This window comes from Streptomyces sp. NPDC031064, assembly GCF_055570965.1.
Genome location: NZ_JBVIGF010000001.1, coordinates 1,173,335 through 1,200,024, shown reverse-complemented (window position 1 = coordinate 1,200,024; position 26,690 = coordinate 1,173,335). Strand labels below are relative to the sequence as shown.

At 73.1% G+C, this 26,690-nt stretch carries 25 protein-coding genes; 9 read left to right on the top strand and 16 right to left on the bottom strand.

Annotation, left to right across the window (positions count from 1 at the left end):
• Positions 1-339: 339 nt before the first annotated feature.
• Together ACZ46W_RS05110 and ACZ46W_RS05105 are read right to left on the bottom strand one after the other, a co-directional pair.
• Complete coding sequence (locus ACZ46W_RS05110) at positions 340-2,469, bottom strand: 3-hydroxyacyl-CoA dehydrogenase NAD-binding domain-containing protein (RefSeq protein ID WP_468331459.1); 2,130 nt, start codon at positions 2,467-2,469, stop codon at positions 340-342.
• The gene (locus ACZ46W_RS05105) at positions 2,466-3,686 is read right to left on the bottom strand and encodes a thiolase family protein (protein ID WP_468331456.1); all 1,221 of its coding nucleotides are present in this window, start codon (positions 3,684-3,686) and stop codon (positions 2,466-2,468) included. The genes ACZ46W_RS05110 and ACZ46W_RS05105 overlap by 4 nt, the downstream gene beginning before the upstream one ends.
• 229 nt (positions 3,687-3,915) lie before the next feature.
• On the opposite strand from ACZ46W_RS05105, the gene ACZ46W_RS05100 reads away from it, so the two are divergent.
• Entirely contained in the window at positions 3,916-5,043 is a 1,128-nt protein-coding gene (locus ACZ46W_RS05100; protein WP_468331453.1) for an alpha/beta fold hydrolase, read from the top strand.
• 48 nt (positions 5,044-5,091) lie between these two features.
• On the opposite strand, the gene ACZ46W_RS05095 is transcribed toward ACZ46W_RS05100, so the two are convergent.
• The 3 genes from ACZ46W_RS05095 to ACZ46W_RS05085 all read right to left on the bottom strand — a co-directional run bounded on the left by ACZ46W_RS05095 (position 5,092) and on the right by ACZ46W_RS05085 (position 8,469).
• Entirely contained in the window at positions 5,092-6,387 is a 1,296-nt protein-coding gene (locus ACZ46W_RS05095; RefSeq protein WP_468331450.1) for an HRDC domain-containing protein, read from the bottom strand.
• 78 nt (positions 6,388-6,465) lie between these two features.
• Positions 6,466-7,128, bottom strand: coding sequence for a helix-turn-helix transcriptional regulator (locus ACZ46W_RS05090; protein WP_073755186.1), 663 nt, complete (start codon positions 7,126-7,128; stop codon positions 6,466-6,468).
• A gap of 666 nt (positions 7,129-7,794) precedes the next feature.
• Positions 7,795-8,469 carry a DUF3000 domain-containing protein gene (locus ACZ46W_RS05085; protein ID WP_468331447.1) on the bottom strand — a complete coding sequence of 225 codons (675 nt, stop codon included), beginning with the start codon at positions 8,467-8,469 and terminating at the stop codon, positions 7,795-7,797.
• A 91-nt stretch (positions 8,470-8,560) separates the two neighbouring features.
• Here ACZ46W_RS05085 and hemE point away from each other — a divergent pair, with 91 nt between their 5' ends.
• Complete coding sequence (gene hemE / locus ACZ46W_RS05080; protein ID WP_468331444.1) at positions 8,561-9,628, top strand: uroporphyrinogen decarboxylase; 1,068 nt, start codon at positions 8,561-8,563, stop codon at positions 9,626-9,628.
• 6 nt (positions 9,629-9,634) lie between these two features.
• Here hemE and ACZ46W_RS05075 read toward each other — a convergent pair whose 3' ends face one another.
• Positions 9,635-10,324, bottom strand: coding sequence for a DUF6882 domain-containing protein (locus tag ACZ46W_RS05075; protein WP_468331441.1), 690 nt, complete (start codon positions 10,322-10,324; stop codon positions 9,635-9,637).
• A 25-nt stretch (positions 10,325-10,349) separates the two neighbouring features.
• Complete coding sequence (locus ACZ46W_RS05070; protein ID WP_468331438.1) at positions 10,350-11,744, bottom strand: FAD-dependent oxidoreductase; 1,395 nt, start codon at positions 11,742-11,744, stop codon at positions 10,350-10,352.
• Positions 11,745-11,822: 78 nt separating this feature from the next.
• Between ACZ46W_RS05070 and hemG the strand changes: the two genes are divergently transcribed.
• Positions 11,823-13,274, top strand: a complete 1,452-nt coding sequence (gene hemG, locus ACZ46W_RS05065) for a protoporphyrinogen oxidase (protein WP_468331435.1) — start codon at positions 11,823-11,825, stop codon at positions 13,272-13,274.
• A gap of 4 nt (positions 13,275-13,278) precedes the next feature.
• A complete protein-coding gene (gene hemQ, locus ACZ46W_RS05060; RefSeq protein ID WP_468331432.1) occupies positions 13,279-13,992 on the top strand; it encodes a hydrogen peroxide-dependent heme synthase in 714 nt (237 codons plus the stop codon).
• Positions 13,993-14,172: 180 nt separating this feature from the next.
• On the opposite strand, the gene ACZ46W_RS05055 is transcribed toward hemQ, so the two are convergent.
• From ACZ46W_RS05055 to ACZ46W_RS05035, 5 genes are all read right to left on the bottom strand, one after another.
• The gene (locus ACZ46W_RS05055) at positions 14,173-14,928 is read right to left on the bottom strand and encodes a TIGR04222 domain-containing membrane protein (protein ID WP_468331429.1); all 756 of its coding nucleotides are present in this window, start codon (positions 14,926-14,928) and stop codon (positions 14,173-14,175) included.
• 79 nt (positions 14,929-15,007) lie between these two features.
• Positions 15,008-16,000 (bottom strand): TIGR04222 domain-containing membrane protein, encoded by a 993-nt coding sequence (locus ACZ46W_RS05050; RefSeq protein ID WP_468332467.1) that lies wholly within the window; start codon positions 15,998-16,000, stop codon positions 15,008-15,010.
• A 5-nt stretch (positions 16,001-16,005) separates the two neighbouring features.
• Positions 16,006-17,295: an MbnB/TglH/ChrH family RiPP precursor modification enzyme gene (locus tag ACZ46W_RS05045; RefSeq protein WP_468331426.1), complete on the bottom strand. Its 1,290-nt coding sequence runs from the start codon at positions 17,293-17,295 to the stop codon at positions 16,006-16,008.
• Positions 17,296-17,399: 104 nt separating this feature from the next.
• Complete coding sequence (locus tag ACZ46W_RS05040; protein ID WP_468331423.1) at positions 17,400-18,164, bottom strand: DUF4142 domain-containing protein; 765 nt, start codon at positions 18,162-18,164, stop codon at positions 17,400-17,402.
• A 65-nt stretch (positions 18,165-18,229) separates the two neighbouring features.
• Positions 18,230-19,003 (bottom strand): peptidyl-tRNA hydrolase, encoded by a 774-nt coding sequence (locus tag ACZ46W_RS05035; RefSeq protein ID WP_468331420.1) that lies wholly within the window; start codon positions 19,001-19,003, stop codon positions 18,230-18,232.
• Here ACZ46W_RS05035 and ACZ46W_RS05030 point away from each other — a divergent pair.
• The 4 genes from ACZ46W_RS05030 to ACZ46W_RS05015 are packed head-to-tail and all read left to right on the top strand — an operon-like array spanning position 18,972 to position 21,377.
• Complete coding sequence (locus ACZ46W_RS05030) at positions 18,972-19,649, top strand: AIM24 family protein (RefSeq protein WP_468331417.1); 678 nt, start codon at positions 18,972-18,974, stop codon at positions 19,647-19,649. The genes ACZ46W_RS05035 and ACZ46W_RS05030 overlap by 32 nt on opposite strands.
• 44 nt (positions 19,650-19,693) lie before the next feature.
• Positions 19,694-20,494, top strand: coding sequence for an ATP-binding cassette domain-containing protein (locus ACZ46W_RS05025; RefSeq protein WP_468331414.1), 801 nt, complete (start codon positions 19,694-19,696; stop codon positions 20,492-20,494).
• Positions 20,491-21,159 (top strand): ABC transporter, encoded by a 669-nt coding sequence (locus ACZ46W_RS05020; RefSeq protein ID WP_468331411.1) that lies wholly within the window; start codon positions 20,491-20,493, stop codon positions 21,157-21,159. Before ACZ46W_RS05025 ends, ACZ46W_RS05020 begins: the two co-directional genes overlap by 4 nt.
• Before the next feature lie 14 nt (positions 21,160-21,173).
• Entirely contained in the window at positions 21,174-21,377 is a 204-nt protein-coding gene (locus tag ACZ46W_RS05015) for a hypothetical protein (protein ID WP_468331408.1), read from the top strand.
• On the opposite strand, the gene ACZ46W_RS05010 is transcribed toward ACZ46W_RS05015, so the two are convergent.
• Together ACZ46W_RS05010 and ACZ46W_RS05005 are read right to left on the bottom strand one after the other, a co-directional pair.
• Positions 21,374-22,408 carry an aldo/keto reductase gene (locus ACZ46W_RS05010; protein WP_468331405.1) on the bottom strand — a complete coding sequence of 345 codons (1,035 nt, stop codon included), beginning with the start codon at positions 22,406-22,408 and terminating at the stop codon, positions 21,374-21,376. The genes ACZ46W_RS05015 and ACZ46W_RS05010 overlap by 4 nt on opposite strands.
• Before the next feature lie 88 nt (positions 22,409-22,496).
• On the bottom strand, positions 22,497-23,351 hold the full coding sequence (locus ACZ46W_RS05005) for a polysaccharide deacetylase family protein (protein WP_468332464.1): 855 nt from the start codon (positions 23,349-23,351) through the stop codon (positions 22,497-22,499).
• Positions 23,352-23,473: 122 nt separating this feature from the next.
• Between ACZ46W_RS05005 and ACZ46W_RS05000 the strand changes: the two genes are divergently transcribed.
• Entirely contained in the window at positions 23,474-24,697 is a 1,224-nt protein-coding gene (locus ACZ46W_RS05000; RefSeq protein ID WP_468331402.1) for a cytochrome P450, read from the top strand.
• Positions 24,698-24,743: 46 nt separating this feature from the next.
• Here ACZ46W_RS05000 and ACZ46W_RS04995 read toward each other — a convergent pair whose 3' ends face one another.
• The gene (locus ACZ46W_RS04995; RefSeq protein WP_468332461.1) at positions 24,744-26,102 is read right to left on the bottom strand and encodes an alkaline phosphatase PhoX; all 1,359 of its coding nucleotides are present in this window, start codon (positions 26,100-26,102) and stop codon (positions 24,744-24,746) included.
• A gap of 124 nt (positions 26,103-26,226) precedes the next feature.
• Positions 26,227-26,652 carry an OsmC family protein gene (locus ACZ46W_RS04990; protein WP_468331399.1) on the bottom strand — a complete coding sequence of 142 codons (426 nt, stop codon included), beginning with the start codon at positions 26,650-26,652 and terminating at the stop codon, positions 26,227-26,229.
• Between the last annotated feature and the right edge of the window lie 38 nt (positions 26,653-26,690).

Here is a 26,690-nt window from a genome sequence, read left to right as displayed (position 1 = left end):
AGCGAAGCCGAGAGCTTGGGGGAGGGTGGGCACAACGGGACAGGGGCGGTGCCCTTTCCCGGTACCCCCCGGGGCGGTGCCTGTTCCCGGTGACACCGGTGCGGGTCGGTGGCCGGGGCGGCCACCGCCGGTGCGTGGGGGGCGGGGCCCCTCCGGGCTCGCCTCCTCGAGGCCGGCGGCCTTGGGTGCCAGGGCAAGGGAGCCCACGCCTCGCCGCCAACCTCTGCGGGGGCGACCCTGCACGGCCCCACCCCGGTCGGTGGCCGTCTGCGGGCCGGTGGGGGCGGAAACGGCGGACGGGCCGCAGGGGACATCCCCCGCGGCCCGTCGCGTTGTGGGTTACGCCGGGACGCTCGCCACGCCCTGCTCCAGGAAACGCTTGCCGTTCACGCGCTCCGAGACGCCCTCGCGGTCCAGGTACGGCGTGATGCCGCCCAGGTGGAAGGGCCAGCCGGCGCCCGTGATGAGGCACAGGTCGATGTCCTGGGCCTCGGCGACGACGCCCTCGTCGAGCATCAGGCCGATCTCCTGCGCCACCGCGTCCAGGACGCGGGCGCGGACCTGCTCCTCCGTCAGGACGGTGTCGCCCTGCTTCAGCAGCGCCGCGACCTCGGGGTCCAGCTCGGGCTTGCCCGAGTCGTAGACGTAGAAGCCGCGCTTGCCCGCCTCGACGACCGCCTTGAGGTTCGGGGAGACCTTGAAGCGGTCCGGGAAGGCGCGGTTGAGGGTCTCCGAGACGTGCAGACCGATCGCCGGGCCGACCAGCTCCAGGAGGACCAGCGGGGACATCGGCAGACCGAGCGGCTCGATGGCCTTCTCCGCGGTCTCGACGGGGGTGCCCTCGTCGATGACGTTCTGGATCTCGCCCATGAAGCGGGTGAGGATGCGGTTCACGACGAACGCCGGGGCGTCCTTGGTGAGGACCGCGGTCTTCTTCAGCTTCTTGGCGACACCGAAGGCGGTCGCGAGCGACGCGTCGTCCGTCTTCTCGCCGCGCACGATCTCCAGCAGCGGGAGGATCGCGACCGGGTTGAAGAAGTGGAAGCCGACCACGCGCTCCGGGTGCTGGAGCTTGGAAGCCATCTCCGACACCGACAGCGAGGAAGTGTTGGTGGCGAGGATCGCGTGCGCCGGGGCGACCGCCTCGACCTCCGCGAACACCTTCTGCTTGACCGACATCTCCTCGAACACGGCCTCGATGATGAAGTCCGCGTCCGCGAAGCCCTCGGCCTTGTCCAGGACGCCGGAGACCAGACCCTTGAGGCGGTTGGCCTTGTCCTGGTTGATGCGGCCCTTGCCGAGCAGCTTGTCGATCTCGCCGTGGACGTAGCCCACGCCCTTGTCGACGCGCTCCTGGTCGATGTCGGTCAGGACGACCGGCACCTCCAGGCGGCGCAGGAACAGCAGCGCGAGCTGAGAGGCCATCAGACCGGCGCCGACGACGCCGACCTTGGTGACCGGGCGGGCCAGGCTCTTGTCCGGCGCGCCGGCCGGGCGCTTGGCACGCTTCTGGACCAGGTTGAAGGCGTAGATGCCGGCCCGCAGTTCGCCACCCATGATCAGGTCGGCGAGCGCGGTGTCCTCGGCGTCGAAGCCCTTCTGGAGGTCGCCGTCCTTGGCCGCCTCGATGATGTCCAGGGCGCGGTACGCGGCCGGGGCCGCGCCGTGCACCTTGGAGTCCGCGATGAACCGGCCACGGGCGACGGCCGCGTCCCAGGCCTCGCCGCGGTCGACGTCCGCGCGCTCGACGGTGATGTCGCCCTTGAGGACCTGGGCGGTCCAGAGCAGCGACTGCTCCAGGAAGTCCGCGCCCTCGAAGATCGCGTCGGCGATCCCGAGCTCGAAGACCTGCGCGCCCTTGAGCTGCTTGTTCTGGTTGAGCGAGTTCTCGATGATGACCGAGACCGCGCGGTCCGCGCCGATCAGGTTCGGCAGGATCGTGCAGCCGCCCCAGCCCGGGACCAGGCCCAGGAAGACCTCGGGCAGCGAGAAGGCCGGCAGGGCCTTCGACACGGTGCGGTAGGTGCAGTGCAGACCCACCTCGACACCGCCGCCCATCGCCGCGCCGTTGTAGTACGCGAAGGTCGGCACGGCGAGGGAGGACAGCCGCTTGAAGACGTCGTGGCCGCCCTTGCCGATGGCGAGCGCGTCCTCGTGGCGCTTCAGCAGCTCGACGCCCTTGAGGTCGGCGCCGACGGCGAAGATGAACGGCTTGCCGGTGAGGCCGACACCGACGATCGTGCCCTCGGCCGCCTCCTTCTCGACCTGGTCGATGGCGGTGTTGAGGTTCGCCAGCGACTGCGGGCCGAAGGTGGTCGGCTTGGTGTGGTCGAAGCCGTTGTCCAGCGTGATCAGCGCGAACCGGCCCGCCCCGAAGGGCAGGTCGAAGTGGCGTACGTGGGCGCTGGTGACGACCTCGTCCGGGAACAGCTCGGCCGCACCCTTCAACAGCTCAGCGGTGGTGCTCACTTGGTGCCTCCGTCGAAGTGGGGGTTCTCCCAGATGACCGTGGCGCCCATGCCGAAGCCGACGCACATGGTGGTGAGGCCGTAACGGACCTCCGGCTGCTCCTCGAACTGGCGAGCCAACTGGGTCATCAGACGGACGCCGGAGGAGGCCAGCGGGTGACCGAAGGCGATGGCGCCGCCGTACTGGTTGACGCGCGCGTCGTCGTCGGCGATGCCGTAGTGGTCGAGGAAGGCCAGGACCTGGACGGCGAAGGCCTCGTTGATCTCGAAGAGGTTGATGTCCTCGATCGACAGGCCGGCCTTGGCCAGGGCCTTCTCGGTCGCCGGGATCGGGCCGTAGCCCATGACCTCCGGCTCGACGCCGGCGAAGGCGTACGAGACGAGGCGCATCTTGACCGGCAGGTTGTTCTCGCGGGCGAAGTCCTCGGACGCGATGATCGAGGCGGTGGCGCCGTCGTTCAGACCCGCGGCGTTACCGGCCGTGACGTTGCCGTGAACGCGGAACGGCGTCTTCAGGCCCGCCAGCGACTCCAGGGTGGTGCCCGGGCGCATCGGCTCGTCGGCGGTGACCAGGCCCCAGCCGGTCTCGCCGGCCTCGGCGTTGGTGCGGCGCACCGAGATCGGCACCAGGTCGGCCTGGATCTTGCCGTTGGCGTACGCCTTGGCGGCCTTCTCCTGGCTGCGCACGGCGTACTCGTCGGCGCGCTGCTTGGTGATGTGCGGGTAGCGGTCGTGCAGGTTCTCCGCCGTCATGCCCATGAACAGGGCCGACTCGTCGACCAGCTTCTCGCTGACGAAGCGCGGGTTCGGGTCGACGCCCTCACCCATCGGGTGGCGGCCCATGTGCTCGACACCACCGGCGATGACGGCGTCGTACGCGCCGAAGGCGATCGAACCGGCGACGCTCGTGACGGCCGTGAGGGCGCCGGCGCACATACGGTCGATCGAGTAGCCGGGCACCGACTGCGGCAGGCCCGCCAGGATGCCGGCGGTGCGGCCGATGGTCAGGCCCTGGTCGCCGATCTGCGTGGTCGCGGCGATGGCGACCTCGTCGATCTTCGCGGGGTCCAGGCCGGGGTTGCGGCGCAGCAGCTCCCGGATGGCCTTCACGACGAGATCGTCGGCGCGGGTCTCGTGGTAGATGCCCTTCGGGCCCGCCTTGCCGAACGGGGTGCGGACGCCGTCGACGAAGACGACGTCCCTGACGGTACGAGGCACGATGGCTCTCCTCCAGGGTGCGGGGTGGCACTGCACTGCTGCGGCACGCGGCTAAGCGCGCGCTTGCACACCCCATGCTACTTGCGGGTAACCAGGCTGCACAGTCCCCCCACCGGGAGCGGTGAAGGTCACACCGCCGGACGCGGTGCTGTGGCGGCCGTGGCCCGGCGCACGGAGCCTGGCCTGGCCGGGGCGTGGCGTCTCGGCTGAGCCGACAGGACGGACCCCCATGGCGATCGTCACCATCGACCACAAGGTTTCCCACCAGTCCACCGTCCCCGCGAACAAGAACGAGATGGTCGAGCTCTTCGTGCGGGAGGTGAGGGACGCGTCAGCGGGCGGGGGCGGGCCGCGCAAACCCGTCCTCATGCTGCACGGCCGGAGCGTCCCGGTGCTCGCCGGCTTCGACCTCCGGCACAAGTCCTACAGTTGGGCCGAGCACCTGGCCAAGGCCGGCTACGACGTGTTCATGATGGACCTCCAGGGCTCCGGACTGTCACCGCGCCCCAAGATGGACGACCCGCGCAACGTCAACCCCGCCCAGCAGAACCTGTTGACACCCCGACCGCCCGGGTTCACGCCGGGCCCGCCGAACTACAAGTTCCAGCTGACCAACTCGTACAGCGACCGGGACGAACTGAACACCGTCGTGGAGTTCATCCTCAAAGAGTGCGAGGCGGACAAGGTCGCCTTCATCGGCTGGTCCGCCGCCGCGTTCACGATGGGGCCGTACGCGGTCAACAATCCGGGCAAGGTCGAGAGCCTGTTCCTGCTGGCGCCGGTCTTCCCGCCCAAGGGCACGTCGAACGCCCCCAGCACGCTGCCGCGGCCGGGTTTCCCTACCTTCCTCGGCACGAAGGACGGGACCTGGAACGGCTGGGGCAACGAGGTGCACTGCGAGGGCCAGCGTGAAGAGGAGATGAAGGACGTGGTCTGGGGCGCGATCATGAAGAGCGACCCCGTCGGCAGCACATGGGGGCCACCGGAGGGCCTGAACCGGATCAGGAACTTCTTCCGGTGGGGCTGGAACGAGACCACCGCGGCCCAGGGCGGCGTCCTCGGCGGAAGTGTGCCGGTCCTCATCGTGTACGGGGAGCACGACCGGCAGGTGAACACGTCGCCGCCGAATCCGGATCCGGAACTCAACTTCTCGGTCCCGGCGCTCTACAACGCCATCACCGGGTCACACAAGGTCATGGTCAAGCTGGCCTGCGCCGGGCATTCGGTGGTGTGGGAGATGCAGCACAAGAACGTGCACAACCTCTCCAAGCACTGGCTCAAGCACCTGAAGGTCGACGGCAAGACGCAGGGCGTCTTCGACATGGACACCAACGGCGACATCAGTCCCGCCCCGTGAAGGGCGAAGCCCCCGGCCGTGTACGGCCGGGGGCTCCCGGATCGGGCCTCAGCCCTTGGCGCTCGTCAGCGCCGTCACCAGCACCGGCGTGACCTGCTCGATCTGCCAGGTCCGCGCCCCGTAGCCGGCGAGTGCGCCCGCGACCGACTCCGGCGTGACCTCGGCGGGCGGCTCCCAGCACACCCGGCGCACCGTGTCGGGCGTGATCAGGTTCTCCGGCGGCAGGTTCAGCGACTCGGCGAGCGCGGAGACGGCCGACCGGGCCGCCGAGAGCCGCGCGGCGGCCGCCGGGTCCTTCTCCGCCCACGCGCGCGGCGGGGGCGGGCCCTGCACCGGCTGGCCGGGCTGCGGCAGCTCCATGTCCGGCAGCGCCTTGGCGCGGTCCACCGCCGCCTGCCACTGTTCGAGCTGGCGGCGCCCCATGCGGTGCCCGAACCCGGGCAGCGCGGTCAGCGCCTGCACGTTGGGCGGCAGGGCGAGGGCGGCCTCCACGATCGCCGCGTCGCTGAGCACCTTGCCGGGCGACACGTCACGCCGCTGGGCGATCCGGTCACGGGCGGTCCACAGCTCCCGTACGACCGCCATCTGGCGGCGCCGGCGGACCTTGTGCATGCCGGACGTCCGGCGCCAGGGGTCCTTGCGGGGCGGGGGCGGCGGGGCGGAGGCGATGGCGTCGAACTCCTGGTACGCCCACTCCAGCTTGCCCTGCCGGTCGAGCTCCTTCTCCAGTGCGTCACGCAGGTCGACGAGCAGCTCGACGTCCAGCGCGGCGTACCGGAGCCACGGCTCGGGCAGCGGGCGGGTGGACCAGTCCACGGCGGAGTGGCCCTTCTCCAGGGCGTACCCCAGCACCGACTCGACCATCGCCCCGAGGCCGACGCGCGGGAACCCCGCGAGCCGGCCGGCCAGCTCGGTGTCGAAGAGCCGGGTGGGCACCATGCCTATTTCGCGCAGGCACGGCAGGTCCTGGCTGGCGGCGTGCAGGATCCACTCGGCGCCGTCCAAGGCCTCGCCGAGCCCGGACAGGTCCGGGCAGCCGACGGGGTCGATCAGCGCGCTGCCCGCGCCCTCGCGGCGGAGCTGGACGAGGTAGGCGCGCTGGCCGTATCGGTAGCCCGACGCGCGCTCGGCGTCGACGGCGACGGGGCCGGTGCCGCGGGCGAAGGCGGCGATCACCTCGGCGAGGGCATGCTCGTCGGCCACCACGGGCGGGATGCCCTCGCGGGGCTCCAGCAAGGGGATCGGCGTCCCGTTGACTACGCCGGCTGCGACGCCGTCGTCCGGAGGGCCGCCCCCGGTGGTTCGCAGTGCTGTCTCTGCTGCGGTCTCTTGGGCGTCGGTCACCTGTCAAGGGTATCTGTGAACGGCAAGCGCCCGTCGACGGAACGTTCCGTCGACGGGCGCGGGTGTGATGTAAACCGGTCAGTGGATGATTCCCGTACGAAGTGCCACGGCGACCATTCCGGCCCGGTCGCCGGTGCCGAGCTTGCGGGCGATGCGGGCCAGGTGGCTCTTGACGGTCAGCGCGGACAGGCCCATCGATACGCCGATGGCCTTGTTCGACTGGCCCTCGGCGACCAGCCGGAGCACCTCGACCTCGCGGCCGGAGAGCTCGCGGTAGCCGCCCGGGTGGCTCGGGGCGCCGGGGGGACGGCGGTGCAGCCGGGCGGCGGCGGCACCGATGGGGGCGGCGCCGGGGCGGGTCGGGTGGCCGATGTTCGTGCGGGTGCCGGTGACGACGTAGCCCTTGACGCCGCCGGCGAGCGCGTTGCGTACGGCACCGATGTCGTCGGCCGCCGACAGGGCGAGCCCGTTGGGCCAGCCGGCGGCACGGGTCTCGGACAGCAGGGTGAGCCCGGAGCCATCGGGCAGGTGGACGTCGGCAACGCAGATGTCGCGCGGGCTGCCGACGCGGGGACGAGCCTCCGCGATGGACGACGCCTCGATGACGTCACGCACTCCGAGGGCCCACAGGTGGCGGGTGACGGTGGAGCGGACGCGCGGGTCGGCCACGACGACCATGGCCGTCGGCTTGTTCGGGCGGTAGGCGACCAGGCTTGCGGGCTGCTCGAGGAGAACGGACACCAGGCCTCCTGGGAAGGTGCGGGACACAGCCGGCTCGGGGAAGAAGCCGGGCGAACCGTGTTTGAAGGGTCACAGACCTCTTCGGCAGCCCTGGCGTCCGCCTTTAGGGGAAGATCACGATTTAGTGAGTAACAATTGGGGCAATTCGGACGGGCGATCGATCATCCTACGAGCGCCCTGTCCCACGCGGGGCGCCCGCCGTCCCGGCGGGGCCGCGCCCCCGGGCGCGGGTACGGCCCCGGCAACGGTGCCCGCCCCCGGACGCGACAGGCGCCGCAGCCTACGCGCTCGGCCCCCCGTCCCGGCCCGCCCGGTGAGCGGCGAGGCGCGGCGTTGACGCCCCACCGGCCGGCAGACGGCGTACCGCCCGGGGTGGGGCCGTGCAGGGTCGCCCCCGCAGAGGCTGGCGGCAACCGAACGGCTCCCGTACCGGTGCCCAAGGCCGCCGGCCTCGAGGAGGTGAGCCCGGAGGGGCCCCGCCCCCCACCCGCCGGCAGGCACCGCCCCAGGGGGCACCGCAGAAAGGGCACCGCCCCGGTCCGTTGTGCCCACCCTCCCCCAAGCTCTCGGCTTCGCTCGAGCAGGGGGGAGCCCCACCGCCCTGCGGAACGACTGCCCACAACGGGGCTTCCGGTGCGGTCCGCGGGTGGCCCGGAGGGCGGAGCCCTACGGGTGCTGGGGGCCTCGGCGCTGGGGGAGGGACACCACGGCGGCCGAGCCGGGGTCCACCGGGCCCGGGCCCGAGGGCGGCAGGCCCGCGATCTGGCACAGCAGGTCGCACCAGGCCGCCAGGTGCGCCGCCGTGTCCGGTACCCCGCCGCGGCCCTCGCGCGGCGTCCAGGACGCCCTGATCTCGATCTGCGTCGCCGGGCGCCGCTCCGCGAGTCCACCGAAGTAGTGAGACCCCGCACGGGTGACGGTGCCCGAGGCCTCCTCGTACGACAGGCCCCGCGCCTCCAGCGCGCCCGTCAGCCACGACCAGGACACCTCCGGCAGCAGGGGGTCGGCCGCCATCTCCGGCTCCAGCTCCGCCCGCACCAGCGTCACCAGCCGGAAGGTGCCCTGCCAGGCCTCGTGCCCGGCCGGGTCGTGCAGCAGCACGAGGCGGCCGTCCGCCAGGTCCTCCTCGCCCTCGACGACCGCCGCCTCCAGGGCGTACGCGTACGGGGCCAGCCGCTGCGGCGGGCGGGAGGGGTCCACCTCGATCTCCGGCCGCAGCCGCGCCCCGCGCAGGGCCTCGACCGCCAGCCGGAAGGCGGGCGGGACGGGCGTACCCTCCCTGTCGTCCGTTCCTTCGGCATTGTCGGAGTGATCGGAGAACTGTCCCTGAGCCGCAGCCATGCGGGGAAGAGTAGGCGGAAGGACGGCCTCGCGCAGGGAGGGACACCCTCACCACGCGAGCCGCTTGGCCGCACATGCGAAGATTCGGGGCGTGAGTGCCAACGACAGCGCTTCGGGCGCCCAGCAGACGAAGACCTACGACTCCGCGTTCCTCAAGGCGTGCAGGCGCGAGCCCGTACCGCACACGCCCGTGTGGTTCATGCGGCAGGCGGGACGGTCGCTGCCCGAGTACCTGAAGGTCCGCGAAGGCATCCCCATGCTGGAGTCGTGCATGCGGCCCGAGCTGGTCACCGAGATCACCCTCCAGCCGGTACGGCGGCACAAGGTCGACGCCGCGATCTTCTTCAGCGACATCGTGGTGCCGTTGAAGGCCATTGGTGTCGACCTCGACATCAAGCCCGGTGTCGGCCCGGTCGTCGCCGAACCGATCCGCCGTCGGCAGGATCTGGAGCGGCTGCGTGACCTCACGCCCGACGACGTCCGGTACGTCACCGAGGCCATCGGGATGCTCACCGGCGAGCTCGGCTCCACCCCGCTCATCGGTTTCGCCGGCGCGCCGTTCACCCTCGCGAGCTACCTCGTCGAGGGCGGCCCGTCCCGCAACCACGAGCACACCAAGGCCCTGATGTACGGCGACCCCGAGCTGTGGGCCGACCTGCTGGACCGCCTCGCCGAGATCACCGCCGCCTTCCTGAAGGTCCAGATCGAGGCCGGCGCCTCCGCGATCCAGCTCTTCGACTCCTGGGTCGGCGCCCTCGCCCCCGCCGACTACCGCCGCTCGGTCATGCCCGCCTCCGCGAAGGTGTTCCGGGCGGTCGAGGAGTACGGCGTACCGCGCATCCACTTCGGCGTCGGCACGGGCGAGCTGCTCGGCCTCATGGGCGAGGCGGGCGCCGATGTCGTCGGCGTCGACTGGCGCGTCCCGCTGGACGAGGCGGCCCGCCGGGTCGGCCCCGGCAAGGCGCTCCAGGGCAACCTCGACCCGGCGGTCCTGTTCTCCACCCCCGAGGCGGTCGAGGCCAAGACCCGCGAGGTCCTGGACGCCGCCGCCGGGCTGGAGGGCCACGTCTTCAACCTCGGCCACGGCGTCCTGCCGACCACCGACCCGGACGCCCTGACCCGCCTCGTGGAGTACGTCCACACGCGGACCGCCCGCTGACCCTCCCTACAGGGCGGTGACGTTCACCGACGCGATCCGGCCCGCCTCGTCGAACGACACCATGACCGGTGAACCGTTCGGCAGGTCGGCGCCGATCGCGGTCGGCGACGGGCGCTGGGCGAGCCCGTGGTGGGCGAAGTACCCGCCCACCACCGCGCGCGGCACCGCGCCCTCGACGGCGCCCGCCCCGGTCAGCAGCACCCGCGGCAGGGTGACCGCGTCCGGCGCGGTGCGCGGCACCGACGGGTCGTCCGGGACCAGGTAGAGCCGCGTCCCGGGCGCGGCCTCCACCCCCAGGTACCCGGCGGCGGCGAGCACGCCCATGGCGCCGAACGCCAGGTGTTCCACCGCCATGCGCGGGTCCGGGAACGCGGACAGGTCCAGGCCCGCCTCGGTGAACTCCGGCACCCCGGCCCGCTCACCGCGCCGGCGCACCTCCGCCGAAGCGCCCACCACCGGCATGTCGCCGAACCCCGGGTTGGCCCAGCCCCACAGCCACGAGCCGTCGGACTCGTCGAACGTCCCGAGCACGGAGACCCGCAGTTCACGGCCGCCCTGCTGGTACAGGCACTGACCGAGGTCGGCCGTCCAGGGGCCGGAGGGCATGAACGCGGTGAACGTTTCGAGCTGCTCCCACGCCCAGGCGGCATGGGGCTCGGTCGCACGGACGAAGGCGTCGCTGAATGAAGTGATCATGACGCCCGACCCTAGCCTCCGTCCGTCACCCCGCCTCCCGCACCGCCGTCACCGCCTTGCGGGCCGCCACCTGCACGGGGTCCCACACCGGCGAGAACGGCGGTGCGTAGCCCAGGTCGAGGGCCGTGACATTCTCCACGGTCATGCCGGCGGTGAGCGCCACCGCCGCGATGTCCACCCGCTTCGCGGCCCCCTCGCGCCCCACGATCTGGCAGCCCAGCAGTTTGCCCGTGCGGCGCTCGGCGAGCATCTTGACCGTCATCGGCGCCGCCCCCGGGTAGTAACCGGCCCGGCTCGTCGACTCGACCGTCACCGTGACGAAACGGAGTCCCACGGCGAGAGCGTCCCGCTCACGCAGGCCCGTGCGGGCGATCTCCAGGGAGCACACCTTGCTGACCGCCGTACCCACGACGCCCGGGAACGTGCCGTACCCGCCGGCCACGTTGGCGCCGATGACCTGGCCGTGCTTGTTGGCGTGCGTGCCCAGCGGTATGTGCCGCTCGCGGCCCGAGACCAGGTCCAGGACCTCGACGCAGTCGCCGCCCGCCCAGATGTCCTCCCGGCCGCGCACCCGCATCGACAGGTCGGTGAGCAGCCCGCCGTACTCGCCCAGCGGCAGCCCCGCCTCGCGGGCCAGGGTCGTCTCCGGCGCCACGCCCATGCCCAGCACGACCACATCGGCGGGGTACTCGGCGTCCTCGGTCGCCACCGCCCGCACCCGCCCGTCGTCACCGGTGAGGATCTTGGTGACCTCCGCGCCGCCGACGGTCGTGATGCCGAGGCCGTCCATCGCCTCGTGCACCAGCCTGCCCATGTCCGGGTCGAGCGTCGACATCGGCTGCTCGCCCCGGTTGAGGACGGTCACCTCGTAGCCGCGGTTCAGCAGCGCCTCCGCCATCTCCACGCCGATGTACCCGGCGCCCACGACCACCGCGCGCCGCCCCGCCGTACCGTTCAGCGTGGTCAGCGTGGTCAGTAGCGCCTGCCCGTCGTCCAGCGTCTGCACCCCGTGCACGCCCGCCGCGTCGATGCCCGGCAGCGGCGGCCGCACCGGGCGGGCGCCGGTCGCGATCACGAGCTTGTCGTAGCCCTCCCACGACTCGGCGCCCGACTCGGCGTCCCGTACCCGCACCCGCCCGCCGTCCAGGTCGAGTTCGGTCACCTCCGTCCGCAGTCGCAAGTCGATGCCGCGCTCCCGGTGCGCCTCGGGCGTACGCGCGATGAGCCGGTCCGGTCCGTCGACGTCGCCGCCGACCCAGTACGGAATCCCGCACGCCGAGTAGGAGGTGAAGTGCCCCCGCTCGAAGGCGACGATCTCCAGCTCGTCGGGGCCCTTCAGCCGGCGGGCCTGCGAGGCGGCGGACATGCCGGCCGCGTCCCCACCGATGATCACCAGTCGTTCTCGTCCCAGCTCTCCCATGCCGGACACGCTACGGCCTGAACGCCGCCACGACCGGTCACCGTCGGGGCGGGGGACGGCGTTTGAGAGAGTGGGGTCATGAACGCGGACACCGGGGACACATCCAGGAAGGGCCACGTCGTCGTCATCGGCGGCGGCATCGCGGGCCTCGCCGCCGCCCACCGGCTGGTCACCGCCGGTCGGCGCGTGACCCTGCTGGAGGCCACCACGCGGCTCGGCGGCAAGCTCCAGGCCGGCGAGATCGAGGGCGCCCCCGTCGATCTGGGCGCCGAGTCGATGCTCGCCCGCCGCCCGGAGGCGATCGACCTCGCCCGTGCCGTCGGCCTCGGTGACCGGCTCCAGCCACCCGCCACCGCCAGTGCCGCCGTCTGGACCCGGGGCGCGCTCCGGCCGATGCCCAAGGGGCACGTCATGGGCGTCCCCGCCGACGCGGCCGCGCTCGGCGACCTGCTCTCCGACGAGGGCCTGCGACGGATCGGCCAGGACCGCGAGCTCCCGGCCGCCGACCTCGGCGAGGACATCGCGGTCGGCCGCTACGTCGCGGACCGCATGGGCCGCGAGGTCGTCGACCGCCTCGTCGAGCCGCTCCTCGGCGGCGTCTACGCGGGCGACGCCTACCGGATCTCGATGCGCGCCGCCGTCCCCAAGCTCTTCGACGCCGCCCGCACCCACGGCACGCTCACCGACGCCGTACGCGCCCTCCAGCAGGCCGGGCAGCAGCAGACGGGGCCGGCCTTCATGGGCATCGAGGGCGGCATCGGCACCCTGCCCGGCGCCGTCGCCGACGCCATCACCGCCCGGGGCGGCGAGATCCGCACCGACACGCCCGTCCACGCCCTCACCCGCGCGGCGGCCGGGGGCTGGGACGTCCGTACCGGCGAACGCGTCCTGCACGCCGACGCCGTCGTCGTCGCCACCCCCGCCTGGTCCGCCGCCGAGCTGCTCGCCGCCGAGTCCCCGGCCGCGGCCGCCGAGCTGGCCGCCGTCGAGTACGCCTCCATGGCCCTGGTCACCCTCGCCTTCCGGCGCACCGACGTGGCGGGGGTGCTGCCCGCGGGCTCCGGCTTCCTCGTCCCGCCCGTCGACGGCCGCACCATCAAGGCGTCCACCTTCTCCTCCCAGAAGTGGAAGTGGACCGACGAGGGCTCGAAGGACCTGGTGCTGCTGCGCACCTCGGTGGGCCGGTACGGCGAGGAGGAGCACCTGCACCGCGAGGACGCCGACCTCGTCTCCGTATCCCTGAAGGACCTCGCCGACGCCACCGGGCTGGCCGCCCGGCCCGTCGCCACCGAGGTCACCCGCTGGATCGGCGGCCTGCCGCAGTACCCGGTCGGCCACCTCGCGCGGGTCGCCCGCATCCGCGACGCCGTCGCCAAGGTGCCCGCCCTCCGGGTCTGCGGGGCGGTGTACGACGGCGTCGGCATCCCCGCGACCATCGCGAGCGCGCGGCGCGCGGCGGACGAGATCCTGGCCGCGATGCCCGCCACGCCGACCCTGGCGCACGGCACCCTGAGCGACGAGCGAGAATAGCCCCATGAGTGCGCCCGAAAAGATCCCGAACGCCGGTAAGAAGGCGAAGGACCTCAACGAGGTCATCCGCTACACCCTGTGGTCCGTCTTCAAACTGCGCGACGTCCTGCCCGAGGACCGGACCGGCTACGCCGACGAGGTCCAGGAGCTGTTCGACCAGCTCACCGCCAAGGACATCACCGTACGCGGCACGTACGACGTGTCCGGCCTGCGCGCCGACGCCGACCTCATGATCTGGTGGCACGCCGAGACCTCGGACGCGCTCCAGGAGGCGTACAACCTCTTCCGCCGCACCCGGCTGGGCCGCGCGCTTCAGCCGGTGTGGTCCAACATGGCGCTGCACCGCCCGGCCGAGTTCAACCGGTCGCACATCCCGGCGTTCCTCGCCGACGAGACCCCGCGCGACTACGTCTCGGTGTACCCCTTCGTGCGCTCCTACGACTGGTACCTGCTGCCCGACGAGGACCGGCGCCGGATGCTCGCCGACCACGGCAAGATGGCCCGTGGCTTCCCGGACGTGCGCGCCAACACGGTCGCCTCGTTCTCGCTCGGCGACTACGAGTGGATCCTCGCCTTCGAGGCGGACGAGCTGTACCGGATCGTGGACCTGATGCGTCACCTGCGCGCCTCCGAGGCGCGGATGCACGTGCGCGAGGAGGTCCCGTTCTACACCGGCCGGCGCAAGTCGGTCGCGGATCTGGTCGCGGGTCTCGCCTGAGGGCCCTGACCTGACCGACCTGGTGACGGTCGGGCGCGGTGTCCTGGACGCCCGCCCGCGCGTCACCCACCGACCCGGAAGATCAGACGGCGGGCCCGCGCGCCCGCCGCTCCAGCGACACCGGGTCCGGCTCCGGGTGCGGCGCGCGTCATGCGCGCCGCACCGGCGTCTTTTCCGGCACTAACGGGGGCGGTGCGCCCCCGGCGCCAGGGCCGCCCGCAGCGCCGGGTCGTCCAGCGCGTGGATCCCGCCGATGGCGACGGCGGCGAGCGGGTCGCGCGGGCTGACCTTCGTCAGCAGGCTCTGCCCGGCGGGGGAGGCCCAGCGCGTGTACGGGCGGACCTCGATCCGCGCGATGACGAGGCACCCGAGCGTGAGGACGAGCGGGAGCGCGAACCAGGCCATCCCCCGGGCGTCCGGCGCGTGTTCGGCGGGGAGCAGCAGCAGTGCGGCCGCCGCGAGGGCGACGGTGAGGGCCGTCGAGCGGCGTACTCCCCGCAGCGCCGCGACGACGGAGGACCGGGCGGTGTCGGGCACCGCGAGCCCCGCGGCGACGAGCCGGTCGGCCAGCGCCCGTACCGCGTCGGCGGCCGACGCCGTGGCGCGTACCGCCGCTATCCGCGACTGCCCCTCGGGCCCTATCGCGCCGATCACGGACCGCTCCAGGTCGTCCGCGCCCTCCGGGTCGACGACCGTCGCCCAGCCGGTGTGGGCGAGCAGCAACCGCCGCCGCCGGTGCATCGACACCAGGGTCAGGTCGGTGACCCGCCCGGGGCCGCCGGCCAGGAACGCGGCCTCGTACAGGTTCAGTTCACGGTCACGGTCAGGGGCGGTGGCGTTGACCGGCTGGGCGGCCTCGACGGCGGCCAGGCACAGCCGCGCGCAGCTCACGGCCGCCGCGGCCCACGTCACCAGCAGGAACGGGACCCAGAACATGCCGGAGTTCTACGCGAGACGGCGGGCGCGGCGCCACAGGGTTTTCACGATGTGGACTTTCGGGCGGGGGCGGGCCCGGTCAGTCACCGCCCCCGCCTCCGCCGCCCCCGCAGCTCGACCCGCCTCCGCCTCCGCAGCTCGACCCGCCCCCGCCGCTGCCGCAGCTCGACCCGCCGCTGCACGCGGAGCTGCCGCCTCCGCCGCCCCCGCAGCCGCCTCCGCAGCTCGACCCGCCCGTGTCGGCGCTCGCGCACCACACGATGACCGTCGTGGTCGCGAGCTCGTCGTTGTGCCCGCCCCCGCCCCCGCCCCCGCCGCCGCTCCTCCGGGCGTACATCCGCGCAGCCGCCGTCAGTTGGTCGCGGAGCACCGGGTCGGGCAGTGCGCGCAGCCCGTGCAGTGCCACCAGGTCCCCCGGCTCGATCAAGTGGGCATGGGCCCGGCGGTACGCGGCGAGGGCCCGCCGGCCCGCCCCGGTGAGCCGCCGGCCGGTGACGGCGCCGCAGACCATCGCGGTCACCAGACCGGCGAACAGGGCGGGCAGCACCTTGACGACGAAGGGGAACGGGTGCTCACCGGACTCGGCCGTGGCGTACTCGGCGACGGTCACCACGACGGAGCCGAGGACGAGCAGGACGCAGACGGCCGCCTGGACGGCGCTCCACCGGCGCCAGGTGCGGCTCGCGCCGCGTGGCACGATCAGCCCCCGGGCGGCGAGCCGGTCGCCGATCTCCTGCACGGCCGGGTGGCGCATCGCGGCGAGCCGTACGACGTGCAGGGCTCCGCTGGGCGCGGTCGCGAGCTCGTGCAGCACGGCGTGCTCGACCGGGTCGTGCCCGACCGGGCGCACGACCCGCACGATGCCCGGCCCGCCGACCGCGACGCGGCCGTCCGCGTGCAGTGCGGCGAGCGCGGAGTCGACGACCCGGGCGGGCCCGCCGTTGAGGAACGCGGCCTCGACCCGGTAGTGGAGGGAACCGCCCGGCCCGCGCCGGGAGGCGGCCACCCCGTTGACGAGCAGGGCCGAGGAGACGGCGACGGCGACGTACAGGAGGACGGCGAGGGTGTTCATCGCGCTCACCGCCCCACCAGCGCGGCGCGGGCGGCGCGCACCAGGCGGGTGGCCCGGCCTGGCGGCCGCGCCCCGGCGCGTTCCTGCCACCACAGGGTGAGCCTCCGGCGGGCGGCGTCGTCCTCGGGCCGCCCGGCGATCAGCAGGTGCTCGGCGAAGTCGAGGGCGTCGCGCCGGTAGCCACCGCGCATGGGGCGGGAGGCGGCGTAGGAGAGGAACGCGGCGCGGTAACCGCCGCCGAGGATCTCCGGCAGCTCGGGCGCGACCTTGGCGACCACCCCGGCCCGCTTGCCGGCCAGCGCCCGGCTCTGCACCCGCAGCCGCGCGTGGTCGAACCCCTCGGGCGCGGGCGTCCCGGCGACCAGCGCCGACAGCAGGGCGGCCTGCGCGATCCCCACCCGCTCCCGCACACCGGGTCCGACGGCGGTGACCGGCTTCGGCGCCGCCACGGGCGCGGCCGTCACCGGGGGCGTCGCCCCCCGTACCGTGTCACGGATCGACGCCAGCTCGGCCGCCAGTTCCCCCGCCGGGGGGAAGTCGTCGTCCCGTTCCAGCAGGACGCCCGGCGGGCTGACCCGGGAGGCGAGGTCCGCCAGGATGCCGAGCACCGCGGGCGGCACCGGGTGGGCGTGGGAGTCGTGCCAGACGCCGTCCCGTTCGATCCCGCCCGCCACGTGGACGTAGGCGATGGCCTCGACCGGCAGCTCCGCCAGCGCCTTCGCCGGGTCCTCGCCCCGGTTGACGTGGTTGGTGTGCAGGTTCGCCACGTCGATCAGGAGGCGGACGCCGGTGCGCTCCACCAGCTCGGCCAGGAACTGCCCCTCCGTCAGCTCCTCACCGGGCCAGGAGAACAGCGCGGCTATGTTCTCCAGCGCCAGCGGCACCGGCAGCGCGTCCTGCGCGATGCGGACGTTCTCGCACAGCACGTCCAGCGCGTCCCAGGTGCGCGGGACCGGCAGCAGGTGGCCCGCCTCCAGGGCGGGTGACGCCGTGAGCGGCCCCCCGGCCCGTACGAAGGCGATGTGCTCGGTGACCAGTGGCGCCCCCAGGTCCGTGGCCTTCGCCGCCAGTTCGGCGAGCCGCCCCTCGTCCGGCCGGTCCGCGCCGCCCAGCCCCAGGGACACGCCGTGCGGGACGACCGTGACGCCCCGCTCGCGCAGCCGCAGCAGGGAGTCGGGGAGGTGGCCGGCGCAGATGTTCTCCGCGACCACCTCCACCCAGTCCAGCCCGGCCAGCCCTTCCACCGCGTCCGCGATCTCGGGCCGCCAGCCGATGCCGATACCCAGTTCCGTCATGTCCCCCTCCTCCTGCGTCGGTCGGAGGGGTAATGGCCCCGCGAGCGGACCCTCAATCCGAAGGAGCCGCAGTTCAGAGCTTCATTTGAGGTTCCGGGCAGAGATCACGGACGGGTCGTGTTGATCGCGGTCGGCGGGCCGGGCTGTGTCGAGGGCCTGGACGTGAACGACTGGTCCGTCCCCGTCGGCACGGCCGGCGACGGCGCCGGCGGCAGGTTGCCGTTGGGCGGCGGCGGACCGGACGGGCTCGCGGTCGCCAGCCCCGCCGCCTCGTTGGCGATCGCGTCGAAGTCGACCTTGCCGGTCGCCTCCAGCATCGTGATGTGGTCCAGCACCGTCTGGTTGGCGTCGCTCGCGAGCTGCCGTATCAGCGTGTTGCGCGTGGTGTGCCGCACCTGGGCGACCAGCGCGAAGACCTTGCCGTGCGCGTTGCGCAGCAGGTTGGCGAACTTGCGCTCGTACTCCTCGCCGCTCGCCGCCGACAACTCGCGCAGCCACCCCTGCTGCTGCTCCGACGGCTGGTTCGGCAGCTCCACGCCCAGCTTCGCCGCCACGTCGCGGGCCCGCTGGTCCAGGTCGGTGTGGCCGACGACGAGGTGGTCGCCCGCGTCCTTGATGGCCTGGCTCGGCGCCCGTTCGATCGCCTGCTGGCCGGCCGGCAGCTCCCAGAGGCCGGCCAGCCGGACCTTCACCAGGAAGTCGCGGTCCGTCGCCGACAGCGGGCCCCATTGGGTCGCCACGGTCGACGCGTTGAGGTTGGCCTGGCCGGTGCCGGAGCGGTCGGCGTACGACCAGACCGGGAACGCCAGCGCGCCGACCGTGACGACGAGGGCCGCGATGATGAGTGCCGTGCCGTTGATGCGTCGCAACAACAAGGTGGTGCCTCCCGAACTGATGGCATTACTGGGAGGTACGTATACAGGCGTGCGAGCGTTCAGTTCACCTGTACGGGAAACTCCGAGACCACCGTGCAGGACCCGGGAGCGATCTCCGTGAAGCCCGCGTCGCGCACCAACGGCAGCCCGCTGGTGACCAGTTCGGCCCACCGGGCGGGGTGCGCGGTGCGTACCGCGAGCGGGAAACCGGCCTCCCGCCACGCCTTGCGGTCCGCGTCCGCCATCGCCCACCACAGCAACTGCGCGCCGTGCCCGACCTGTGCCATCTCCTTGCCGGTCGACATGGTCAGCTCCGGGTTGAGCCACAACCGCGCCTGCCCGGGCGCGGGCGGCGCCGGCTCGCCGGTGTCGTCCAGCTCCGTGCCCGACACCTGGAGCTTGGCCAGCTCCTTGGGCCAGCCGTCGAGGGGGACGGGCGGGAAGACCCGTACCTCCGCGGTGGCGCCCATGATCGTGATGCCCGGCAGCCGGGCGGCCTTGCGCCACTCCGCGCCGCGCGCACGGCGCACCACCTTGCGGATGCGCGCGTCCTGCCAGTCGCGCATGACCCGCGCCCACTCCCCGTCTCCCACCGACCGGTCGTCCGACAACATCACCAGCACCGCGCGGGCGGCGGTCTCCAGCGCGTCGGTCCGGGCGGGCGGCTCGGTCTTCTCCACCCGTACGACGAGGGGGAGGACGTACTCGGGGGTGTCGTCACTGCTGTTCACCCCGTAAGTCTGCCAGGCGCCCAGAGGGGCTTTCTTGGCGGAATGGGTGGTTCCGGGACACGATGCCCGCATGAAGAGCGATCTTTTCGCGTCCGAGAACATGGCGCAGCAGGCGACCGTCCCCGGCATGACCCTCCAGAACGCGAAGTCGGTCAAGTACGCCGTCAACGGCGAGATGCACGCCCGGCAGGGATCGATGATCGCCTACCGGGGCAACCTCCAGTTCGAGCGCAAGGGCCAGGGCCTGGGCGGCATGCTCAAGCGCGCCGTCACCGGCGAGGGCCTGCCGCTGATGGCCGTCCGCGGCCAGGGCGAGGCGTGGTTCGCGCACGAGGCACAGAACTGCTTCATCGTCGACATCGAGCAGGGCGACGCGCTCACCGTCAACGGCCGCAACGTCCTGTGCTTCGACGCCACCCTCTCCTACGACATCAAGACCGTGAAGGGTGCCGGGATGACCGGCGGCGGGCTCTTCAACAGCGTCTTCACCGGCTACGGCAAGCTCGCGGTGATCTGCGACGGCAACCCCGTCGTCATCCCGGTCACCACCAACCAGCCGGTGTACGTCGACACCGACGCCGTCGTCGGCTGGAGCGCTCGGCTCAGCACCTCGCTGCACCGCTCGCAGTCCCTCGGGTCGATGATCCGCGGCGGCTCGGGCGAGGCCGTGCAGCTCATGCTCCAGGGCGAGGGCTTCGTGATCGTACGGCCCAGCGAGCTCACTCCCCAGAAGGCGGCACAGAGCTGAACCTCCGGCGAATAGGCCGCCGTTACGGCCTGACCGGACCGTGGGTGCTGCGGGACGTCCACCTCGACGTGCCCGCCCGCACCCTGGTCCGGATCGAGGGCGCCAACGGCAGCGGCAAGTCCACCCTGCTGCGGCTGGCCGCCGGGATCGACGCCCCGACCGAGGGCCGCGTCACCGGCCGCCCGCCGCGCACCGCCTATGTGCCCGAACGCTTCCCGGCCGCGCTGCCGTTCACCGCCACCGGCTACCTGGTCCACCTCGGGCGGATCCAGGGGCTTCGGCGGCGGACGGCGGCGGCGCGGGCGGCCGAGTGGCTGGAGCGGTTCGGCGCCCAGGCGCACTCCCGCACCCCGCTGGCCGAGCTGTCCAAGGGCACCAGCCAGAAGGTCGCCGTGGCCCAGGCGCTGCTCGCCGAACCGGACCTGCTCGTCCTGGACGAGGCGTGGACCGGCCTGGACGCGGCCGCCCGCGCGGAGCTGGACCGGGCGGTGCGGGAGCGGGTCGCGGCGGGCGCGGCGGTGGTCTTCGTCGACCACGACCCACGGCGCCTCGCGGGGGAGGCGGACGCGGTGTACGCGGTGAACGGCGGCCGTCTGCGCACCCGTACCCCCGACGCCGCCGGACCCGAGCGGCCGGGCATGGTCACGGTCACGGGCATGGTCACGGTCACGGCGTCCGGCGGACGGCTGCCCGGCCGGCCGTTGCCCGGCTCGCCCGCGTACGAGGCCGGGGCGGACGGCACCGTCACGTTCACCGTGCCCGCCGCCCACTCCGACGCGCTGCTGCGGGAGCTGCTGACCGCCCACCCGCCCTGGCACATCCACGGGGTGGTCGCAGCCTCATGACCGCGCTCCTCCGCTACCAGACCGCCCTGCTGCTGCGCTCCCAGCGCTGGCTGCCGCCGATCCTGCTGTACGTGGCGTTCCTGGCCATCGGCATACGCCACGGCGAGCCGGTCCTCGGCGCCCTCGGGTACGCCTCCGCGCCGCTGCTGCCGGTCACGGCCTGGCTCGTACGGACCTGCCTGAACCAGGAGCCCCCGGCCGCCCGCGACGTCGCCGCCGCCGCGGCCGGCCGGACCCGGCTCCACCTCGCGGCGATCCTCGCCGGCACCCTCGGCGCGGCCGTGCCCGGCGCGGCGGCCGTGCTGGTGATCACGGTGGCGAGCGCGCCGGTCGCCGCCGACGGCCGCACCGGCGTCCCGCTGCCGCCCGCCGCCCTCGCGGGCCTGGCCACCGCGGGCGTCTGCGTCCTGCTCGGCGCGGCCGTCGGCGCCCTGCTGACCCGCCCGCTGCTGCCGGGCCGCGCCTGGTCGATCGCCGCCGTCATGGCGGCCGTGCTCCTGGCACTGGTGACCACCGGCTCGCCCGTCAACCACGCCCTCACCGCCCTGGTCACGGGCAACCGCACCGGGGTGGTCCCGCTGCCGCTGCTCCCGCTGGCAGCGGCGGCGGTCCTCGCGGCGGCGGCGACGGCCCTCGCCTGCCGGCTCACCGCCGTGCGGGAGTGAGTACGCTCGTATACATGGACGACAAGGGCGATGCGTACAGGGTCGATTCGTACGGCGAGACCCCGGCTTCCCAGGACGCCCGCTCCCAGGGCGGGCCGCCGTACGCCGCGTGTGTCCTGTGCCAGGAGCCGACCGAGTACCCCGAGTCCACCAAGGGCATCACGCTGTGCCCGGTCTGCGAGTGGCGCGAGGCGGAGCGCACCGCCTGTTCGGGTTAGCCGCGCTCGGCTCGGGACGCGCGCCAGGTGCGCCGGGCGTCGATGTCCGCGTGGCGGTCGCCGTAGACGTTGCGCACGACGCCGGGTTCCGCCAGGAAGTCGTGCGGGAAGCCGAGCGGCACCGCGCTCACCCGGTCGAGCCGCTCGACGGCCTCGGCGTCCAGCTCCACGCCGAGCGACGCCAGGTTGTCGGCGAGCTGGCCGGGCCGGCTGGCGCCGACGAGGGGGACGATGTTGCCGGGGCGGCCGCGCAGCCAGGCCAGCGCCACCTGGGCCGGGGTCCAGCCGCCCTCCTTGGCGATCTCCAGGACGGCGGTGATCACCTCCGCCTGCCGCTCGTCCTCCTCCGCCCCGTCGGAGAGCCGGCCCGTCTCGCCGCGGCGGTACTTGCCGGTGAGCTTGCCGGCGGCCAGCGGGGCCCATGCCATGACGGTCTGGTCGAAGGCCAGGGCCTGCGGCAGCAGCTCGCGCTCGGGGGCCCGCTCCAGCAGGTTGTAGCGGAGCTGCGACCCGGCGAAGCAGCTCCAGCCGCGCAGCTCGGCGAGGGTGTTCGCCTGGGCGATCTCCCAGGCGGGCCAGTCGGACACGCCCAGGTAGAGCACCTTTCCGGCGCGTACGAGGTCGTCCAGGGCGCGCATGACCTCCTCGACCGGGGTGAAGACGTCCCGCGCGTGCACCCACAGCACGTCGAGGCGGTCGGTGCGCAGCCGGGCGAGGCTGGCCTCCACCGACTGCACGAGGTTCTTGCGGTGGTTGCCGCCGGAGTTCGGATCCCCCTGGCGGGTGGCGCAGGTGTACTTGGAGGCCAGCACGAACCGGTCCCGGCGGCCGTCGAGCAGCCTGCCGAGGACGGTCTCCGAGGCGCCGCCGCCGTAGATGTCGGCCGTGTCGACGAAGTTGCCGCCCGCGTCCGCGTACGTGTCGAGGATCTGCCGGTTCACGTCCTCGTCGCCGTCGCCCCCCATCGTCATGGCGCCCAGGGCGAGCTCGCTCACGCGCAGACCGGTCCGGCCGAACAGTGTGTACCGCACGATGTGTCCCCTCGTGTACCGCGTCAGGTCGTACACGTGACGTTAGGCGCTGGAGCGCGCTCCAAGGCAAGGGTGTTCACGTGTCCGCTCAGGCACCGCGGGCGGCGGCCATCAGCTCGGAGACCTTGACGAAGCGGTAGCCGCGCCGGCGCAGTTCGGGGACGATGCGGCGGATCGCCCGCTCGGTGACGGGGGCGGCGCTGCGGGTGCAGTGCATCACGACCAGCGAGCCCGGCCGTACGCCCGCCAGGACCTGCTCGGCGACCGCGTCGGCGTCGGTGGCGAAGGCGTCGCCGCTGACCACGTCCCACTGCACGGCCGTCACCTCGGCCGAGGCCAGCGCGCGCAGCGCCTCGTCGTCGTAACAGCCGCCGGGGAAGCGGAAGTACGGCACGACGTTGCGCGCGCCGGCCGCGCGGAACGCGTCGAAGGCGCGGCGTACGTCGGCGGCCATGTCGCCGGGCGCCAGCGCGGGAAGCCCGTAGCAGGGGGCCTTGAAGGCGTGGTGGCTGTAGGAGTGGTTGGCGACCTCGAAGCGCGGGTCGTTGCCGATGGCCCTGGCCTGGTCGGGGTACTCCTCCGCCCAGCGGCCGGTCATGAAGACGGTCGCGTCGACCTTCAGGCGCCGGAGGGTGTCGATCAGGGCGGGGTTGTCGAACCGCTCGCCGCGCGCCGCCCGGGGGCCCTGATCGGCCGTCATGTCGGCGTCGAAGGTGAGCGCCACCGTCTTGCCGCCCGCCCGGTCCGTCGTCGTGGGCGCCCGCTCGAAGACAGGCGTGAGGCCGCCCGGACCGGGGGCCATGGTCGGCGGCATCCTGGCGGGGGAGGGGCTCGCCACGGCGGACGGTTGCCGGGCCGCGGGGTGCCGGGGTGCGGCGGGGCGTGTCTCGGAGGCGGTGCCGCAGCTCACGAGCGCGGTGCACAAAACAGCCAGGAGCGACACATTCCGTACCAGAGTAGTCACGCACGGAAAATATATGATCATCGTGATGGCGGGCGTCCGGAACGCTTCCGTCCGGAGTAGTCCAGCGCGATGTCCCGCCCCGCCCGGGTGATCGTGGACGCATGATGGAGGACACCGTGACACGGCCCATCCTGGGTCCGCCGCCCGTACGGCACTGGCCCGCGCTGGACATCGCCGGAACCGAGTTCGACCCGGTGCTCGCGGAGCTGATGAGGGAAGGGCCGATCAGCCGTATCCAGCTCCCGCACGGCGAGGGCTGGGCGTGGCTGGTGACCCGCCACGACGACGTCAGGATGATCACGAACGACCCGCGCTTCACCCGTGCGCCGGTCGTCGGTCGCGAGGTCACGCGGCTCGCGCCGCACGTCCGGCCCCAGCGGGGATCGCCGGGCTTCGCCGACCAGCCCGACCACGGCCGGCTGCGCGGCGCGGTGGCACCCGCGTTCAGCCGGCGCGCTGTGGAACGGCTTCGCTCACGCGCGCGGGACACCCTGGACGAGATGGTGGACGAACTGCTCGCCGACGGTCCCCCGGCGGATCTCACCGAGCGGGTCCTGGAGCCCTTCCCCCTCACCGTGCTCTGCGACGTCATGGGCGTGCCCGCCGCCGACCGCGAACGGATGCGTGCCTGGACCCGGCAGATCGTCTCGTCGCCGGGCGGCTCCGCCGCACGCGTACGGGCCGAGGAGAGCATGTACGGCTGGTTCGCGGAAACGATCCGGTCGCGCTACGGCAGCACCGAGGAGGACGTCATCTCCCTGCTGGGCGCCGCGGTGGGGCGGGGCGACATCGGCGAGGAGGAGGCCATCGGGCTCGCGGGCCCGCTGCAGACCGGCGGGGGAGCCGTCACCGCCAACACCGGCCAGATGTTCTTCCTCCTGCTGACCCGCCCCCCGCTCCTCGAACGGCTCCGCACCGACCCGGACGTCCGCCCCCGCGCCATCGACGAACTGCTGCGCCACATCCCGCACCGCAGTTCCGTCGGCCTGGCCCGGATCGCCCAGGAGGACGTGGACCTGCACGGGGTGCGGATCAGCGCGGGAGAGGCCGTCTACGTCTCCTACCTCGCCGCCAACCGCGACCCCGAGGTCTTCCCCGACCCGGAGCGGATCGACTTCGACCGCACCCCCAACCCGCACCTCGCCTTCGGACACGGGCCGCACCACTGCATGGGCGGCCCGCTCGCGCGGACGCTGGCCGAACTGCTGGTCGACACCCTGGTCGACCGCCTGCCGGGGCTGCGCCTCGCGGTCCGGCCCGAGGAGGTCCCCTGGCGGCGCGGCACGCTGATCCGCGGCCCGGAGGCGCTGCCCGTCACCTGGTGAGCGCGGCGGCGCCGCTCACGGGCGACGCCGCCGTCCACGACCTACCTCAGTGCCACGGCCCGGTCACCGCGAACGTCGTCCCCGGCGTGTAGCAGTTGACGTACATCGTCTCGCCGTCCGGGGAGAACGCGACACCGGCGAACTCGCCCCACTCCGGCTCCTGGGGCGTACCGATGTTCTGCGCGCCGCGCGCCATCTCGTACACCTCGCCCCGCTTGGTCAGCCCGTACACGTGCTGCGCCCCGTTGCCGTCCTCGCACACCATCAGGCCCCCGCTGGGCGCCAGGCAGATGTTGTCGGGGGACTCGCCCGGCAGTTGGATGTCGCTGCTCGGCCCGAACACGATGACCAGCGTCAGCCGCCGCCGGTGCGGCTCGTACTTCCACACCTGGCCGTAGTGGTCGGCGGCCGAGCCCTCGGCGGCGCGGGCGAAGCTGGAGACGAAGTAGACGGAGCGCCCGCCCCAGTAGCACCCCTCCAGCTTCTGGGCGTGCGTGATGCCCTTGGGCCCGAAGTCCTGGAGCCGGATGGGCGTTTGCTTGGCCTGGCTGTCGGGTACGGGGACCCACTCCACGCCCTCGAACACCGCGCCCGTCTCCTGGACGGCCGACAGGTCCGGCACGCCGGGCACGCGCATCGCCTCCAGCGCGCCGCCCGCGCGCAGCGAACCGGTGCCGCCGAGCGGCTTGTTGGGCAGGAAGCGGTAGAAGAGCCCGAACGGCCTCTGGAAGGCGTCCTCGGTCTCGTACACGATCCCGGTGCGCGGGTCGACGGCTATCGCCTCGTGCTGGAAGCGGCCCATCGCGGTCAGCGGTACGGCCCCGGTGCGCAGCGGGTCGGCGGGGTGGACCTCGAAGATGAAGCCGTGGTCCTTGGTGTAGCCGTTGGTCCCGGCCTTGTCCTCGGTCTCCTCGCACGTGAGCCAGGTGCCCCAGGGGGTGAGCCCGCCGGAGCAGTTGACCGCGGTGCCGGCGATGGCGACGCGCTCGCCGAGCACGTTGTTGCGGCCGTCCAGTTCGAGCGCCGTACAGCCGCCCTTGGCCGCCGGGTCGTAGGTCAGGCCCCGCACGGTCGGTACGCCGAGGCGGGCGGAGGCGCGGTTCTCGTGGTTGCGGACGAGGTGGACGCGGCCGCGGCGGCCGGCGAAGGCACCCATGCCGTCGTGGTTGCCGGGCACCGTGCCCTCACCGGAGCGGAGGGGGTCACCCTCGCGGGAGAGGACCTTGTACCGGAACCCTCTGGGCAGGTCCAGCAGACCGGCCGGGTCGGGTATCAGGGGGCCGTAACCGGCGTGGCCGCGTGCGGCGGCGGTGCCGGCGAACAGCTCGGAGAAGGCCCCGGTGAAGGCGATTCCGGCGACGGACGCGCCGGTACCGGCAAGGACTTGACGTCGTGTTGCGGACAGTCGATCGGACACGAGGCAACAACTTCCTGTTGGGGACAGGCGTGACGTGACCCGCACGTGTGTACCACGCGATGTGGTGACACGTGAACACTGCGGGCCACGTCGCCTCGTGTCGCGCCCGGTGTCAGACGAGCTTGGCGGTGAGCGTGATCGTCGTGCCCGTGAGCGCCTGGCTGACGGGGCAGTTCTTCTTCGCGTCCTCGGCGGCCGAGGCGAAGCTCTCGGCGTCCATGCCCGGAACCTCACCCTCCACCGTGAGGTGGATGCCCGTGATGCCGGTGCCCGGCTGGAACGTCACCTCCGCCTTGGTGTTCAGCCGGGTGGGCGCGTTGCCGGCCTTGGCGAGCGCGCCCGAGAAGGCCATGTTGAAGCAGCTCGAGTGAGCGGCCGCGATCAGCTCCTCCGGGCTGGTCTTGCCGTCGGGCTGCTCGGCGCGCGCCGGCCAGGACACCGGGTACTCGCCGATGCCGGAGGAGTCGAAGGTCACGACGCCCTTGCCCTGGAGGAGGTCGCCCTCCCAGACGTTGTGTGCCTGACGCGTGGTGGCCATGGTGGTTCCCTTCGTACGGTGTGGACCCAACTGGCCCA

Excerpts from the sequence above, each read along its gene's own strand:
- ACZ46W_RS05100 (WP_468331453.1), top strand. The coding sequence starts at position 3,916 with ATGGCGATCGTCACCATCGACCACAAGGTTTCCCACCAGTCCACCGTC.
- ACZ46W_RS05085 (WP_468331447.1), bottom strand. The coding sequence starts at position 8,469 with ATGGCTGCGGCTCAGGGACAGTTCTCCGATCACTCCGACAATGCCGAA.
- ACZ46W_RS05075 (WP_468331441.1), bottom strand. The coding sequence starts at position 10,324 with ATGATCACTTCATTCAGCGACGCCTTCGTCCGTGCGACCGAGCCCCAT.
- ACZ46W_RS05070 (WP_468331438.1), bottom strand. The coding sequence starts at position 11,744 with ATGGGAGAGCTGGGACGAGAACGACTGGTGATCATCGGTGGGGACGCG.
- hemG (WP_468331435.1), top strand. The coding sequence starts at position 11,823 with ATGAACGCGGACACCGGGGACACATCCAGGAAGGGCCACGTCGTCGTC.
- hemQ (WP_468331432.1), top strand. The coding sequence starts at position 13,279 with ATGAGTGCGCCCGAAAAGATCCCGAACGCCGGTAAGAAGGCGAAGGAC.
- ACZ46W_RS05055 (WP_468331429.1), bottom strand. The coding sequence starts at position 14,928 with ATGTTCTGGGTCCCGTTCCTGCTGGTGACGTGGGCCGCGGCGGCCGTG.
- ACZ46W_RS05050 (WP_468332467.1), bottom strand. The coding sequence starts at position 16,000 with ATGAACACCCTCGCCGTCCTCCTGTACGTCGCCGTCGCCGTCTCCTCG.
- ACZ46W_RS05045 (WP_468331426.1), bottom strand. The coding sequence starts at position 17,295 with ATGACGGAACTGGGTATCGGCATCGGCTGGCGGCCCGAGATCGCGGAC.
- ACZ46W_RS05030 (WP_468331417.1), top strand. The coding sequence starts at position 18,972 with ATGAAGAGCGATCTTTTCGCGTCCGAGAACATGGCGCAGCAGGCGACC.
- ACZ46W_RS05035 (WP_468331420.1), bottom strand. The coding sequence starts at position 19,003 with ATGTTCTCGGACGCGAAAAGATCGCTCTTCATGCGGGCATCGTGTCCC.
- ACZ46W_RS05020 (WP_468331411.1), top strand. The coding sequence starts at position 20,491 with ATGACCGCGCTCCTCCGCTACCAGACCGCCCTGCTGCTGCGCTCCCAG.
- ACZ46W_RS05015 (WP_468331408.1), top strand. The coding sequence starts at position 21,174 with ATGGACGACAAGGGCGATGCGTACAGGGTCGATTCGTACGGCGAGACC.
- ACZ46W_RS05000 (WP_468331402.1), top strand. The coding sequence starts at position 23,474 with ATGATGGAGGACACCGTGACACGGCCCATCCTGGGTCCGCCGCCCGTA.
- ACZ46W_RS04990 (WP_468331399.1), bottom strand. The coding sequence starts at position 26,652 with ATGGCCACCACGCGTCAGGCACACAACGTCTGGGAGGGCGACCTCCTC.